This window comes from Bacteroides coprosuis (assembly GCF_020741705.1).
GTDB classification, from domain to species: Bacteria; Bacteroidota; Bacteroidia; order Bacteroidales; family Bacteroidaceae; genus Bacteroides_E; species Bacteroides_E coprosuis.
Map to the genome: position 1 here is coordinate 1 of NZ_DYYK01000149.1, position 14,636 is coordinate 14,636.

Here is a 14,636-nt window from a genome sequence, read left to right on the forward strand (position 1 = left end):
AAAATGAAAATTGAATAACTCTAATAAATAGTCTATTTTTGATTTTAAGATTTTCATCCATTAAAGTTTAGAATAATGACAAAAAAAGAGAGATATACAAATGTAATTAATTGGTTTCTAGAAAATATGCCCGTGGCAGAAACTGAATTACATTATACAAACCCCTATGAACTATTAATTGCTGTAATCTTATCGGCTCAATGTACAGACAAAAGAGTAAATATGGTTACTCCAGCACTGTTTTTAGACTTCCCAACTCCTGAATCTTTAGCCAATACTACACCCGAAGTTGTTTTCGAGTATATAAAAAGCATATCGTTTCCCAATAACAAAGCTAAACATTTGGTAGGAATGGCTAAGATGCTAGTAGAAAAATTTGATAGTGATGTTCCCGAAGAAATGAAGGACCTCACTCAGCTACCAGGAGTGGGAAGAAAAACAGCTAATGTGATACGCTCTGTGGTGTACGATAAACCGGCAATGGCTGTAGATACCCATGTTTTTAGAGTATCCAATAGAATAGGACTAACCAATAACTCAAAAACACCCCTCGAAACCGAAAAGGAATTAGTAAAAAACATACCTTCCCAATATATAGCTACAGCACATCATTGGCTTATACTTCATGGCAGATATGTATGCCAAGCACGCAAACCTAAATGTGAAGAGTGCGGATTGAAACTCTACTGCAAATATTTTATAAAGAAACACAAAGCAAGCACTAAATCATAAAGAGGAGCATAGATTCAGACCTAATAATTAAGGAAAAAAAGAAATATATACTAACTTTGTAGAGTTACAAACAACGAAACAAATTAACTTTAGATATTAATAATTTTAATAGAGTATTATGCAATCAATCGAAAAGTTCAACTTTGCTGGTAAGAAAGCATTTGTTAGAGTAGATTTTAATGTGCCATTGGATGAAAACTTCAACATCACAGATGACACACGTATGCGTGCAGCACTTCCAACATTAAAGAAAATTTTAGCTGGTGGTGGCAGTATCATTATTGGTTCTCACCTAGGTCGTCCAAAAGGACCATCTGACAAATTCTCTTTAAAACATATTCTTAAACACCTTTCAGAGCTTCTAGGTGTAGAAGTGCAATTTGCTAATGATTGTATGGGTAAAGAAGCAGAAGAAAAAGCTGCTGCTCTACAACCTGGCGAAGTTCTTGTTATAGAAAACTTACGTTTCTATGGTGAAGAACAAGGTAAACCTTACGGACTAGCTGATGATGCAACAGACGAAGAAAAAGCTGCTGCTAAGAAAGCAATCAAAGCAAGCCAAAAAGAATTTGCAAAGAAATTAGCTTCATACGCTGATTGCTATGTAAATGATGCATTTGGTACAGCTCACCGTGCACATGCTTCAACTGCATTAATGGCAGACTCTTTTGATGCAGACCACAAAATGTTTGGTCTATTGATGGAAAAAGAAGTTGCTGCGGTTAACAAAGTAATGAAAGATATTAAAAGACCATTTACAGCTATCATGGGTGGTTCAAAAGTATCTTCAAAAATTGAAATCATCGAAAACCTACTTACAAAAGTAGACAACTTGATCATCGCTGGTGGTATGACTTATACTTTCACCAAAGCTCAAGGTGGTAAAATCGGTAATTCAATCTGCGAAGAAGATAAAATTGATCTAGCTCTTAGCCTTATCAAAAAAGCAAAAGAAAATGGTGTAAACCTTGTTCTTGCTGTTGATGCTAAAATTGCTGATGACTTCTCTAACGATGCCAACACTAAATTCGTTAACGTTAACGAAATACCTGATGGATGGGAAGGTCTTGATATAGGTCCTAAAACAGAAGAACTATTTGCTAAAGTAATCAAAGAATCAAAAACAATCCTTTGGAATGGTCCTACAGGTGTATTTGAATTTGAAAACTTTACACACGGTACTAAAACTGTAGGTGAAGCTATTGTTGAAGCAACAAAAAATGGTGCCTTCTCACTAGTAGGTGGTGGAGACTCTGTAGCTGCTGTTAACAAATTTGGCCTAGCTAATGGCGTTTCATACGTTTCTACAGGTGGTGGTGCTCTTCTTGAAGCTATCGAAGGAAAAACTCTTCCTGGTATCGCTGCAATTGAGAAATAAGATCCAAAACATAAAATAAATGTAAGGCAACTCTTTAAAGAGTTGCCTTTTTTGTTTAAAAGATGTACATTTAAAATGTAAATTTATTAAACTCAAAAACAATGATGAAACGACTACTCACAGCAAGCCTGAGTCTACTATTTTGTTTAGGTGCTTCTGCTCAAGTAAACTTTGGAGAAGTGGTAAACACTCTTGGAGAAAGATTAACATTCTCTGGATATGCCCAAGCTGGTTATACTTACGAGCACCAGTATAATAACCAAAATACGTTCGACATGAAACGTGTATCTCTAACCATCAATGGACAAATAACAGATCGTTGGAGTGCTAGTGTTACACTAGATCCAAAAAATGGAACTGCACTAGAATACTACACGGATTATGTTTTCTGCCCTTACTTCAAAGCAAAGTTTGGACAGTTTAAGACTCCCTATACCTTTGAGAACCAACTATCTTCTGCCGCAATAGACCTTATAAATGGAGGTTCACAAGCAATGCGCTACCTAGTAGGTACAGACGGTAGTGACGTAATGAACTATAAAAATACAGGCCGCGATCTAGGATTTATGGTATATGGCGACTTCTTATATGGATTATTCGATTACACTCTAGCCATAATGAATGGACAAGGATATAATAAATCTGACAGAAACAGCCAAAAAGATTTCGTAGGAAGATTAAACTTCAATCTTGGTGACAACTTTAAATTAGGTGGTTCTTTCATCTTAGGAAGAGGTAATGCCATAGCAGACTACACTCCTCTAGGAATTACAGAAGGAGAGAACTACAAACGTAACCGTTGGGCAATCAGTGCTAAATATAAATCTGACCTACTAGACCTTACATCAGAATACTTAGCAGGTAACGATAATGGAGCGAAAAGCAAAGGATGTTATGCTACAGCCATCTTTCACCTAAATAATAAATTTGATATTGTAACCTCATACGACTACTTCAATACTAGACAGTTTGATGGAGTTTCCGATAAAGAAAAAATGGATGATTTAACAAGCTTCAAAGGCATAGCGCCCGGAGAAATACAAAATAATTATATTGCAGGATTTCAATATTGGTTCTATCCAAAATGTAGAATTCAAGTACAATATGTGTACAACGACTGTCATGTACAAAAGAATACATCTTCAATATTGACTCAATTACAGGTTGCTTTTTAAACCTTAAACTATATAAAAAATCATGGGGTATCAACAGATTCTTGAAGAGATTTATCAAGAGACGCAGCAATTTTCCCACATTGGTGAGCCTGCCTCATACATACCTGAACTAACCAAAGTAGATCCGAACCAGTATGGTATCTGCTTAAAGACGATGGAAGGTGAAACCTTCCATATTGGAGATAGCAATACACCATTTGCTATTCAAAGTATAGCAAAAGTTTTTTCTTTAGCAATGGCCTTTCATCTTAGAGGAGAAAAGCTATGGAAAAGAGTAGGTGTAGAACCATCAGGTAGTGCATTCAACTCTGTCATTCAATTAGAATTGGAAAGAGGAATTCCTCGCAATCCTCTCATTAATGCAGGGGCACTTGTTGTAGCAGATATTCTACTCACAGAGCTAGAGTACCCCGAAGAACAATTCCTGAAATTTGTTCAAGCACTATGCCACACAAAAGACATTACATACAATGAAAGTATGGCTGTATCAGAAAGAGAAAACGGATTCTTAAATGCAGCGATTGCAAATATGCTAAAGTACTATGGCAATATAGAGAACGACATAGAACGCGTCCTTCGCTTTTACTTTAGGCAATGTTCGCTAACTATGAATTGCGAACAGCTAGCAACAGCATTCCTTCCCTTCTCAGACCATACACAGCCTTTTCAGTTTGAAGAGACAAAGCTCACAAGCTCTCAAGTAAAACGTATCAATGCTATTATGCAAACTTGTGGCTTTTACGACGAAGCTGGAGAATTCTCTTTCACTGTTGGGCTACCAGGTAAAAGTGGTGTAGGTGGAGGCATAGCAGCCATTTGCCCTAGAAGATATTCTGTAGCCGTATGGAGTCCAAGATTGAATAAAAAAGGGAACTCTGTTATGGGAATGAAAGCCTTAGAAATGCTCACTACTAAAACAGAAGTCAGTATATTCTAAACTCTTTAAAAAACACAATAAAAGCTGGCTCAAACCAGCTTTTATTGTATCAAGCCACTTCACAGTCTGTTTTTTTCATTTATTTAGAAAAGTAAAAAATAAAAATATGGGCAGTCCTCTCCTTTTTTAATTACATTTATGCACACTATCTAATACTTAATAAAAATAGATTCTTATTTTTGGCATTATTTTTGCAGTTTAGATAGTAGTATAAATACAGAAGATGAAAACAACCTCTTAATATTTTCCCTAAACAAAGGAAGTAAAATAATGGATGAGAAATTTTTAAATAAGCAATACACCTATATCAATACTCTTTTACAACAAAAGAGGCTAAAAGATGCTATTTCTGAACTAGAGTCCACCTTTTGGGAGGCACCAAAAGATGAACTTAACAATATAAAGATGCCCTACCAATACATGTTGCAATATATGTTGGAAGGGGCACAAGACCCACAACGCTATACACTTTATAATAAGCTAGTTAAAGACACCCTTGAATATACAGACAAAGTATTTTGTAAAGAATTAGATAAGGTTTCTTCCAATACTTACCACAGAAAAAGAAGAGAAGAATCTGATAAAATAAACAGCTCTACCTATTTGGGGTTATTGAAAACTCTAGAAGGATTTAAGGATGAACTAGCAGTGGGCGACTTAATTAATGATGAGGAAAAGCTGAATACAGTTTTAGCAAGACATGAAAAAGCACTTTCTGATTTATTTTTGAAAGCTTGGCTCTCTGACACATGGTCAGTTGCCGACAAAGAAGAAGCATCGAGTTTCTTAGAGTCAAATTTGCTTATAGAATCAGATCTATCCTTATTTATAAGTGCAGTCACTCTAGCCTCTATCCAATACTTTGATGCCAAAAAAGTTTCTTGGCTAATTGATGCTTACAATAAGCAATCTATTTTTGCTAGTCCACGAGCATTAGTTGGATTGGTTATGATTATTCATCTTCAAAACGAAAGACTCTCCTACTACCCAGAGCTCAATGCTAAAATATCATTTTTACTTGAAGACCCTAAGGTAGAAAATCTAATCAACTCTATTTATCTTCAGCTGTTACAAGCACAAGAAACAGAAAAGATAGATAAAAGAATGCGTGAAGAAATTATTCCTGGAATGATAAAAAATGCATCTTCTCTAAAAGATTTAAAATTTGGATTTGAAGAAGGAGAAGATGAGTTAAACGATCATAATCCAGACTGGGCTAACTCTTTTGAAAACTCTGAAGCAGATAAGATGATGAAAGAGATGGCTAATCTACAGATGGAAGGAGCCGATATCTATATGAGTTCATTCTCCATGCTAAAAGGTTATCCATTCTTTTATTCTATTCAAAATTGGTTCTACCCCTTTGAAAAGAATCATTCATCAGTATATAATGAATTTGGAGGCAAAGATTATAAAGGATCTATTGTTGACCTCATTCTCAATTCGGGTATGTTCTGTAATAGTGATAAATACTCACTATGTTTCACCTTTTTACATTTCCCAAAAATGCAAAGAGACTTAATGTTATCACAACTTACCGAACAACAAATGGGAGGATTGGAAGATGAACAAAAATCAATGCACCTAAAAGAGTTATCTAAAAAACCACAAATTATTTCAAATCAATATATTCACGATTTATATCGCTTTTACAAATTATATAGAGATCATAGAGATTTTAAAAGTATTTTTAGTGAAACCCTAAAGTTTCAAGAGCTACCTCAGTTTAATTTTCTAAAGAAAAACTCTACCTATTTATTCCAAATAGCAGATTTTTTCTTGAAGAACGAGCATTATGATAGAGCTATAGAAATATATGAAGTCTTAAAAGAGACGAATGATTTCTCTTTTGACTTATTCCAAAAAAAGGGTTATTGCCACCAAAAATTAAAGCAATACGACCAAGCTATTACTGCATATATTAAAGCAGATATGATTAAAGCAGATAATATATGGACTAATAGCCATTTGGCTATTTGCTATAGAGCAACAGAGCAGTATGACAAAGCCCTCTATTATTATCAAGCAGTAGAAAAAGTGCAACCCGAGAATCTCTCTACTCTATTTTATATCGGTATGTGTTATACCTCCATGGAGCAATATGATAAGGCTCTACAATATTTCTTTAAAATGGATTTTATAAAGAACAATAATAAAAAAGCATGGAGAGCAATTGGCTGGTGTTCATTTATATCAGGAAAGGGCAAACAGGCACAACGTTATTATCAGAAAATATTAAATAATAAACCATTAGCAATAGACTACTTAAACGCAGGACACGTAGAATGGGCACTAGGCAACCTTAAAAAAACAGTAGAATGCTATAAACAGGCAATCAAAGGATATGGAAGTAAAAATGAATTTATACAATTCATTGAAAAAGACAAACCCTCATTAATAAAACAAGGAATACCCGAAGCGGATATTCCTTTGCTAATAGATCTTCTTGATTAAACAGATTTAATCTATATTTTTCAACTCCCTGTACAGTTTCTGTATGGGGAGTCCCATTACATTGAAGTAACTTCCTTCAATCTTTTCTACACCAATATAGCCAATCCACTCTTGCACCCCATAAGCACCTGCTTTATCAAATGGTGCAAAATTATCGACATAATAAATAATCTCATCTTCTGTTAAATTCGCAAATTGCACAGAAGTAATGGAGTCAAAAACTTTACGTCCATGGTTCGTAAGCAAGCATACACCAGTAACAACATGATGAACCTTTCCAGATAAAGAATGAAGCATACAAATAGCATGCTCTCTCGACTGAGGTTTTCCGAGCACTTTGTCTCCTACTACAACTACAGTATCAGCAGTAATAATTAATTCATCAGGAGCAATAATATCTTCATACGCATTTGCCTTACGCTGGGCAATAAATTGGGCTACATCATCAGCATCCAAATCTTCAGGGAATGACTCGTCAATATCTTTCAATGTTTTCACTTCAAAAGATATCCCCAACCCCTTTAATAACTCATGTCTACGAGGAGAGTTAGAAGCTAAAATAACACGATATTTATCTAAATTTTCAAGCATAACTGAAATCCTTTACCAGCCAAAAGCCTCATCAGCCATCCATGTTCCCTGAGCTTTAAGCACCTGCTCAATAACGTCACGAACACAACCATAGCCTCCATTTTTATGAGAAATATATTTGGATATTTCTTTCACTTCAGGAACAGCATCTTTAGGACAACAAGGTAATCCACAAGTACGCATAACTTCTAAATCGGGCACATCATCACCCATATATAGAATTTCTTCGTCTTTTAAATTATACTTGTTTTTGAAGTGTTCGTAGTCGTGAATTTTCACAGAAGATCCCAAATAAACATCCTTAGATCCAAGTCCTTCATAACGTATTCTTACAGCTACAGTTTTACCTCCAGTAATAATAGCAACATGTAAACCCTGTTTTACAGCAAGCTGCATGGCATAACCATCTTTGGTATTGACTGTTCTCATTGGTTCTCCTGAGGGATGAAGAGGAATCATCTCACTACTTAACACACCATCCACATCAAAAGCTAATGCTTTTATATTCTTTAAATCGTAATTAATTGTACTCACTATTTATCTGATTTATGATTTAATATACTTGAGCTTAACAACTTATAAATAGCCTGAATATCAGGCATATCTTTCAGCATATTAAGATGCTCATTCATAACATCTTGATCATTTCTAATAGCAGGTCCGGTTTGGGCTTTATGAGGTTGTACTTGATGAACCTTTCGAGTAGTTTCATCAATTAGAGAAAGCATAGATTCAAAAGGTAATCCATACTTTTGAAGTATCTCTGCAGAGAGAGAATACATATGATTGGCAAAATTAGAAGCAAACACAGCTGCTAGATGGAGCTTTTTACGCTGTGCTGAATCTGCTTCAAATATTTTTGAAGAAAGTTCAGAAGCAATAGAAATCAATAAATCCTTATCCTCTTCATTGTTTGACTCAATAAAAAAAGGAATTGTATCAAACTCTACAGCTCTACTTTTACTAAATGTCTGCATAGGATATAACACTCCACACCTCTGAGTATATGGCGTTAGTACATCCATAGGAATGCTGCCAGCAGTATGAACTACTAAAGCATCACTCTTTTGCTCCATGATTTGGGGTATAAGTTCTAAAAAAGCACCATCTCTCAACGATATAATATATAAATCTCTATGGAGTAAGACATCCTCTAAATGAGTAGTGTACTCAGCTCCAACAGCATTAGCAAGCAACTTAGCAGAATCTTCAGTTCTACTATATACTTGATCAATTTTAAAATGATGCTGATGCAAGGACTTAGCCAGATTTGTAGCTAAATTACCTGCACCTATAAATACGATATGTAAATTGTGATGCACTATTCTTGTATTTTATAACCATTGATATGAACTTTCTCCCATTTTAGTTTAGACTCATCAAAAGGAGCTTTTTCTTCATCTTTGTGTCCTATAGCAATCACACTCAACACTTGCAACTGCAATGGAATATCTAATATATCTCTAATATTTTCTGCTGCTGGAATATCCCTTTCATCTAAACGTCCACGCATTTGAACCCAACAGCTACCTAAACCTAAGTCTTCAGCTTGAAGTTGAATTAAAGTACAAGCAATAGAAGTATCTTCAATCCACACATCAGAAGTCAAAGGATCTCCTAAAACTACTATTGCAAGAGGTGCACCTTCAATCAATTTAGCACCATGCTTCTTGACACGAGCAAGCTTAGCAAGCTTTTCAGGCTCATCAACTATGACAAACTGCCAAGGAGTAGACCGTTTGGATGAGGGAGCCATAAGAGCAGCCTTCATCAGTGTTACCACATCATCCTGATCTATTTTTTCACTTGTAAATTTACGAGTACTTCGACGACTTTTAAGTAATTCCGAAAAATTTCCCATACTAATATGTATTGTTTTTAGATTTAGATTTGCACAAAGATAACAAAAACTAGACTTGAACGTCTTCTTGTTAACACTACTTTTCATCAAAAGCATAAAGAATCAAGTCTCAGATACTAAGTCCTATCACCCCTAGCTCGGGTACAGACAATTAAAAACTTCACACTGTAAATAGGCATAGTACTATCAATTTGTTAGAAAACATTTAAGACTAAGAACTAACAATTATGAAATAAAAAATGTAAATTTGTATAGCATGGCTATAAAATTAACAACATATTATCGTTCTAAAGACATACCAGACCTTCCAGGACAAAATACTTTTCATTCGAAAGATCTATTTGTCGTATACGAAAACACAAAAGGATATACACCCTTGTTAATTGTTGCTACTGACGGTGATAAAGTAATGGGTAAGATTTTAGCAGCCATACGAAAAAAAACAACTTCCTTCATCATACCTACCGTTTTCAAAAAATGCGAAGTTTATGGATGTGGAGAGTATTTTTGTGAGAAAGAAGAATCTGAAATTCTTTTTGGGGAGTTATTAAAACACTTAACAAGAGAAGCTTTACGTAAATGCTTCCTCATCGAATTTAGAAATTTAGGAAACCCATTAGTCGGATACAAGCACTTTAAAGACAATCTTTTCTTTGCAGTAAACTGGCTGAGAGTTAGAAATAAGCTACAAACAGAAGGTCCCATTGAAAAAGAATTCAGTCAGTCTCGCATTCGACAAATTCGAAAAGCACTAAAAAATGGAGCCGAAGTTTTAGAAGCTAAAACACAAGAAGAAGTAGAGAAATTTGCGGTTATGCTCCGTAAGATATATTCGACACATATTCGCAAACACTACCCCAGTATTGAATTCTTTCACCATCTCAAAGATATCCCTCAAAACAAAGAGGGCAAGAGAATTACTTCTATATATATAGTCAAATATAAAAATAAAATTATTGGTGGATCTGCTTGTGCCTATTCAGCAGAAAACGCCTATTTATGGTTCTCGGGAGGTATGCGGCAAACTTATTCATCCGTTTACCCAGGAGTGCTAGCTGTTTGGATGGCACTAAAAACCGCAAAAGAACAAGGCTATGAGCATTTAGAGTTTATGGACGTAGGCTTACCTTTTAAACGACACAGCTACAGAGAGTTTATTTTACGCTTTGGCGGTCAACAAAGTAGTACAAGAAGATGGTTTAGATTTAAATGGAGTTGGCTAAACAAACTCTTTAGAAAATTATATGAATAATAAAAAATAAAATACTAACTTGACAATTAATTAAAATGGCATATAAAAAAGGGTTTCACGATATCTTGAGGGTAAAATTTATATTTACTTTTTATTGATGAAATATTTCCATATTAAAATGAATTTATATTTCTTTGCTATTGGAATTAACCTTATAATAAGGCATTTGTCATACTTAAAAAAATAATTATTATGAAAATTTCGCACATTGAGCATCTAGGTATTGCTGTTAAAAGCATCGAGGAGTCACTTCCTTATTTTGAGAATGTACTAGGTCTTAAATGCTACAACATTGAAACTGTTGAAGATCAGAAAGTAAAAACTGCTTTCTTAAAAGTAGGTGAAGTAAAATTAGAACTTCTTGAACCAACAGCTCCTGATAGTCCAATCGCTAAATTCCTTGAAAAAAGAGGTCCTGGCATTCACCATTTAGCTTTTGCAGTAGAAGATGGTGTACAAAAAGCATTAACCGAAATAGAAGCTAAAGGCATTCGCCTAATTGATAAAGCTCCTCGTAAAGGTGCAGAAGGTTTAAATATTGCCTTCCTTCATCCAAAGTCAACAGAAGGTATCCTAACTGAACTTTGTGAAAAATAATATCTATCTATACAAATACTAATTTCTAAACATAAAATTATGAGTAACCAGCTTGGAAAAATAAAAGAGCTTGTAGAATTACGTGCTCAAGCTCGCTTAGGTGGTGGCGAAAAAGCTATAGAAAAACAACATAATAGAGGAAAATACACAGCTCGCGAACGTATCGCTATGCTTCTTGATGAAGGTAGCTTTGAAGAAATGGATATGTTCGTAAAACACAGATGCACAAACTTCGGACAAGACAAAAAACATTATCTAGGTGACGGTGTAGTTACTGGATATGGTACAGTTGAAGGAAGACTTGTATATGTATTTGCTCAAGACTTCACAGTTTGGGGCGGTTCTCTTTCAGAAACTATGGCTCAAAAGATCTGTAAAGTAATGGACCTTGCAATGAGAATGGGTGCACCAGTTATTGGAATCAATGATTCGGGTGGCGCACGTATTCAAGAAGGTATCAACGCTCTTGCAGGTTATGCAGAAATTTTCCAACGTAACATTATGGCATCTGGCGTTATCCCTCAGATTTCAGGAATCTTTGGTCCTTGTGCAGGTGGTGCCGTTTATTCTCCTGCTTTAACAGACTTTACTTTAATGACAGAAGGAACTTCTTATATGTTCTTAACTGGACCTAAAGTAGTAAAAACTGTTACTGGTGAAGATGTAACACAAGAAGAACTAGGTGGTGCAAGTGTACACTCAACTAAATCTGGTGTAACTCACTTCACTTCTCAAACAGAAGAAGAAGGTATCAAAACCATTCGTAAATTATTAAGCTTCATTCCTCAAAATAATCTTGAAGAAGCTCCATTTATTGAATGTAAAGATCCTATCGACAGAATGGAAGAATCTCTAAACGAAATTATCCCTGATAACCCAAATAAACCTTACGATATGTATGGCGTTATTGGAGCATTAGTAGATAACGGAGAATTCTTAGAAGTACAAAGAGATTTTGCTAAAAATATTATTATAGGTTTTGCTCGTTTTAATGGCCGCTCAGTAGGTGTTGTAGCAAATCAACCTAAATATCTTGCAGGTGTTCTAGACAGTAATGCTTCTCGTAAAGCTGCACGTTTTGTTCGCTTCTGCGATGCATTTAATATTCCTTTAGTAACGCTAGTAGACGTTCCAGGTTTCTTACCAGGTACAGGTCAAGAGTATAACGCAGTTATCCACCATGGTGCTAAACTACTTTATGCTTATGGTGAAGCTACAGTGCCTAAAGTTACTGTTACATTAAGAAAATCATACGGAGGTTCACATATTGTAATGAGTTGTAAGCAACTTCGTGGTGACATCAATTATGCATGGCCTACTGCAGAAATCGCAGTTATGGGTGGTGCTGGTGCTGTTGCTGTTCTTTACGGAAAAGAAGCTCGTAGTCAAGAAAATCCTACAGCTTTCCTTGCTGAAAAAGAAGAAGAATATACTAACTTATTTGCTAACCCATACAATGCAGCTAGATATGGCTACATCGATGATGTAATTGAACCACGTAATACTCGTTTCCGTGTAATCAAAGCGTTAGAACAATTAAAGACTAAACGTCAAACTAACCCTGCAAAGAAACACGGTAACATTCCATTATAATGTTCAAACTTTGTATTTATGAATAAAAAACATATTGGTTTACTTCTAGTGTTTGCCTTCTACTTTGTGCTCAATATAAGTGCACAAAGTAGAACTAGCCTAAAAATCAATGAAATATTGGTAACTAATGAAACCAATTTCGTTGATGATTATGGTGAAAATAATGCATGGATCGAAATATGGAATAGTTCCTATGCATCGGTAGACATAGAAGGATGCTATTTAACCAATGACAAAAATAACCCAAGAAAGTACATGATACCAAAATCAGATGTGCTTACTCTGATTAAACCCAGACAGCACGTCCTATTTTGGGCAGATAATAAACCTGCAAGAGGTACTTTTCATATTAATTTTACCTTAGATCCTACAAAGGAAAACTACATTGCTTTGTATGACTCTAATGGTAAAACATTAATAGACGAGGTTATTGTGCCTGCCAATATTCTTCCTGATCAATCATATGCTAGAGATAAGGATGGAGCAGAAAAATGGGTTTTAAAAGGAGGCAGTGATGGTAGTCATGTGACACCCAGCACAAACAATACAGTTGAAGTAAGCAATATTAAAATAGAGAACTTCGAAAAGCATGACCCTGTGGGTATCGGGATGTCTATCATTGCTATGTCAGCAGTATTCTGTGGATTAATCCTCCTTTATCTCTCATTCAAGATTACAGGTAAAATAGCCGTATCAATGAGTAAAAGAAAAAATATGAATAAAACTGAAAACAAAGCAGCAGAAAGTACACCTACTCAAAGTGTAAGTTCTACTCCACTAGGCAAAGGTGCTAATGAAGATATAGTGGCAATTACTATGGCTCTTCACGAACACTTAGGCGGAGTACATGACGTTGAGAATATGGTGCTTACGTTCAATGAAGTAGGACCAAGCCATTCTCCATGGAGCTTGAAAATATTTGGTCTACGTAAAAGATAACTTATTGTATTACAAGTTTAAGAACAAAAACAATGAAAGAATATAAATATAAAATCAACGGCAAAGATTACAATGTTGTTGTAAATGAGATCGAAGACAATATTGCAAAAGTTGAAGTAAATGGCAAAGCCTACGAGGTAGAAATGGAAAAAGAAGTTGCTCCAACAATTGCTCCAGTAGCTAAGCCAGCAGCGCCTGCTCCTACAGCAGCACCTGCAGCTCAAGCTTCTACTCCTTCGACTGGAGGTAAAAAATCAGGAGTTCAATCACCTCTTCCTGGTGTTATCATTGACATTAAAGTGTCTGTTGGTGATGTTGTTAAACGCGGACAAACTATTCTTATCCTAGAAGCAATGAAGATGGAGAATAATATTAACGCGACAAAAGATGGTAAAGTTGTTGAAATAAAAGTAAATAAAGGAGACTCAGTACTTGAAGGAACTGATTTGATAATCTTAGAATAACATGGGTGATTTCTTGACTTTTCTAGGGAATAACCTTATAGATTTCTGGAGCTATACTGGCTTGGCAAATGCTACAGCTGGACACCTAATAATGCTGGTCATAGGTTTACTTTTCATCTATTTAGCTATTGCTAAAGAATATGAACCTATGCTGCTTATTCCTATTGGCTTTGGTATTCTTATAGGTAACATCCCTTTCAATCTAGAAGCTGGGCTACAGGTCGGTATTTACGAAGAAGGATCTGTACTCAATATCCTTTATCAAGGGGTAACCTCTGGCTGGTATCCCCCTTTGATATTCCTAGGTATTGGTGCTATGACAGACTTCTCTGCATTGATTTCTAACCCAAAACTTCTACTTATCGGTGCAGCTGCACAATTTGGTATCTTTGGAGCTTATATTATTGCTCTGTGGATGGATTTTGATCCAAGCCAAGCAGGTGCTATTGGTATTATTGGTGGAGCCGATGGACCAACTGCCATATTCTTGTCGTCAAAGCTTGCCCCTAACTTGTTGGGAGCGATTGCTGTAGCGGCATATTCATATATGGCTTTAGTTCCTGTAATTCAGCCACCTATTATGCGTGCTCTTACTACTAAGAAAGAACGCGTAATCCGTATGAGACCTCCAAGAAAGGTATCTCATACAGAAAAAGTAATCTT

15 protein-coding genes are annotated in these 14,636 nt (G+C 35.5%); 11 read left to right on the forward strand and 4 right to left on the reverse strand.

Annotation, left to right across the window (positions count from 1 at the left end; translation table 11 throughout):
* Positions 1-75 precede the first annotated feature (75 nt).
* From nth to K8V80_RS09115, 5 genes are all read left to right on the forward strand, one after another.
* Positions 76-732 (forward strand): endonuclease III, encoded by a 657-nt coding sequence (gene nth / locus K8V80_RS09095; RefSeq protein ID WP_006745556.1) that lies wholly within the window; start codon positions 76-78, stop codon positions 730-732.
* A gap of 118 nt (positions 733-850) precedes the next feature.
* Positions 851-2,110: a phosphoglycerate kinase gene (locus tag K8V80_RS09100; RefSeq protein ID WP_006745557.1), complete on the forward strand. Its 1,260-nt coding sequence runs from the start codon at positions 851-853 to the stop codon at positions 2,108-2,110.
* Between the two features lie 101 nt (positions 2,111-2,211).
* Positions 2,212-3,285 carry a porin gene (locus K8V80_RS09105; protein ID WP_006745558.1) on the forward strand — a complete coding sequence of 358 codons (1,074 nt, stop codon included), beginning with the start codon at positions 2,212-2,214 and terminating at the stop codon, positions 3,283-3,285.
* Between the two features lie 22 nt (positions 3,286-3,307).
* Positions 3,308-4,222, forward strand: a complete 915-nt coding sequence (locus K8V80_RS09110; RefSeq protein ID WP_006745559.1) for a glutaminase — start codon at positions 3,308-3,310, stop codon at positions 4,220-4,222.
* Positions 4,223-4,492: 270 nt separating this feature from the next.
* Complete coding sequence (locus tag K8V80_RS09115; RefSeq protein ID WP_006745560.1) at positions 4,493-6,676, forward strand: tetratricopeptide repeat protein; 2,184 nt, start codon at positions 4,493-4,495, stop codon at positions 6,674-6,676.
* A 6-nt stretch (positions 6,677-6,682) separates the two neighbouring features.
* Here the strand turns inward: K8V80_RS09115 and K8V80_RS09120 are convergent, their stop codons facing one another.
* The 4 genes from K8V80_RS09120 to K8V80_RS09135 are packed head-to-tail and all read right to left on the reverse strand — an operon-like array spanning position 6,683 to position 9,128.
* The gene (locus K8V80_RS09120; RefSeq protein WP_006745561.1) at positions 6,683-7,267 is read right to left on the reverse strand and encodes a Maf-like protein; all 585 of its coding nucleotides are present in this window, start codon (positions 7,265-7,267) and stop codon (positions 6,683-6,685) included.
* Between the two features lie 12 nt (positions 7,268-7,279).
* Positions 7,280-7,801: a KdsC family phosphatase gene (locus K8V80_RS09125; RefSeq protein ID WP_006745562.1), complete on the reverse strand. Its 522-nt coding sequence runs from the start codon at positions 7,799-7,801 to the stop codon at positions 7,280-7,282.
* Positions 7,801-8,589, reverse strand: a complete 789-nt coding sequence (locus K8V80_RS09130; protein ID WP_276777236.1) for a Rossmann-like and DUF2520 domain-containing protein — start codon at positions 8,587-8,589, stop codon at positions 7,801-7,803. The genes K8V80_RS09125 and K8V80_RS09130 overlap by 1 nt, the downstream gene beginning before the upstream one ends.
* Complete coding sequence (locus K8V80_RS09135) at positions 8,589-9,128, reverse strand: nitroreductase family protein (protein WP_276777239.1); 540 nt, start codon at positions 9,126-9,128, stop codon at positions 8,589-8,591. The genes K8V80_RS09130 and K8V80_RS09135 overlap by 1 nt, the downstream gene beginning before the upstream one ends.
* 256 nt (positions 9,129-9,384) lie before the next feature.
* On the opposite strand from K8V80_RS09135, the gene K8V80_RS09140 reads away from it, so the two are divergent.
* From K8V80_RS09140 to K8V80_RS09165, 6 genes are all read left to right on the forward strand, one after another.
* Positions 9,385-10,380 carry a GNAT family N-acetyltransferase gene (locus K8V80_RS09140; RefSeq protein WP_006745565.1) on the forward strand — a complete coding sequence of 332 codons (996 nt, stop codon included), beginning with the start codon at positions 9,385-9,387 and terminating at the stop codon, positions 10,378-10,380.
* Positions 10,381-10,572: 192 nt separating this feature from the next.
* Complete coding sequence (mce, locus tag K8V80_RS09145; protein WP_006745566.1) at positions 10,573-10,977, forward strand: methylmalonyl-CoA epimerase; 405 nt, start codon at positions 10,573-10,575, stop codon at positions 10,975-10,977.
* A gap of 39 nt (positions 10,978-11,016) precedes the next feature.
* The gene (locus K8V80_RS09150; protein WP_276777243.1) at positions 11,017-12,570 is read left to right on the forward strand and encodes an acyl-CoA carboxylase subunit beta; all 1,554 of its coding nucleotides are present in this window, start codon (positions 11,017-11,019) and stop codon (positions 12,568-12,570) included.
* 18 nt (positions 12,571-12,588) lie between these two features.
* Positions 12,589-13,509 carry an OadG family transporter subunit gene (locus K8V80_RS09155; RefSeq protein WP_006745568.1) on the forward strand — a complete coding sequence of 307 codons (921 nt, stop codon included), beginning with the start codon at positions 12,589-12,591 and terminating at the stop codon, positions 13,507-13,509.
* Positions 13,510-13,541: 32 nt separating this feature from the next.
* Positions 13,542-13,973, forward strand: a complete 432-nt coding sequence (locus K8V80_RS09160) for a biotin/lipoyl-containing protein (RefSeq protein WP_006745569.1) — start codon at positions 13,542-13,544, stop codon at positions 13,971-13,973.
* A 1-nt stretch (position 13,974) separates the two neighbouring features.
* Positions 13,975-14,636: sodium ion-translocating decarboxylase subunit beta (locus tag K8V80_RS09165; RefSeq protein WP_276777246.1), on the forward strand; the 662-nt coding region annotated here is incomplete at its 3' end.

What these genes read in the sequence shown, in the direction of transcription:
- K8V80_RS09135 (WP_276777239.1), bottom strand. Translation starts at nt 9,128, where the DNA reads ATGGGAAATTTTTCGGAATTACTTAAAAGTCGTCGAAGTACTCGTAAA.
- K8V80_RS09110 (WP_006745559.1), top strand. Translation starts at nt 3,308, where the DNA reads ATGGGGTATCAACAGATTCTTGAAGAGATTTATCAAGAGACGCAGCAA.
- K8V80_RS09140 (WP_006745565.1), top strand. Translation starts at nt 9,385, where the DNA reads ATGGCTATAAAATTAACAACATATTATCGTTCTAAAGACATACCAGAC.
- K8V80_RS09155 (WP_006745568.1), top strand. Translation starts at nt 12,589, where the DNA reads ATGAATAAAAAACATATTGGTTTACTTCTAGTGTTTGCCTTCTACTTT.
- K8V80_RS09150 (WP_276777243.1), top strand. Translation starts at nt 11,017, where the DNA reads ATGAGTAACCAGCTTGGAAAAATAAAAGAGCTTGTAGAATTACGTGCT.
- nth (WP_006745556.1), top strand. Translation starts at nt 76, where the DNA reads ATGACAAAAAAAGAGAGATATACAAATGTAATTAATTGGTTTCTAGAA.
- K8V80_RS09105 (WP_006745558.1), top strand. Translation starts at nt 2,212, where the DNA reads ATGATGAAACGACTACTCACAGCAAGCCTGAGTCTACTATTTTGTTTA.
- K8V80_RS09120 (WP_006745561.1), bottom strand. Translation starts at nt 7,267, where the DNA reads ATGCTTGAAAATTTAGATAAATATCGTGTTATTTTAGCTTCTAACTCT.
- K8V80_RS09100 (WP_006745557.1), top strand. Translation starts at nt 851, where the DNA reads ATGCAATCAATCGAAAAGTTCAACTTTGCTGGTAAGAAAGCATTTGTT.
- K8V80_RS09160 (WP_006745569.1), top strand. Translation starts at nt 13,542, where the DNA reads ATGAAAGAATATAAATATAAAATCAACGGCAAAGATTACAATGTTGTT.
- K8V80_RS09115 (WP_006745560.1), top strand. Translation starts at nt 4,493, where the DNA reads ATGGATGAGAAATTTTTAAATAAGCAATACACCTATATCAATACTCTT.
- mce (WP_006745566.1), top strand. Translation starts at nt 10,573, where the DNA reads ATGAAAATTTCGCACATTGAGCATCTAGGTATTGCTGTTAAAAGCATC.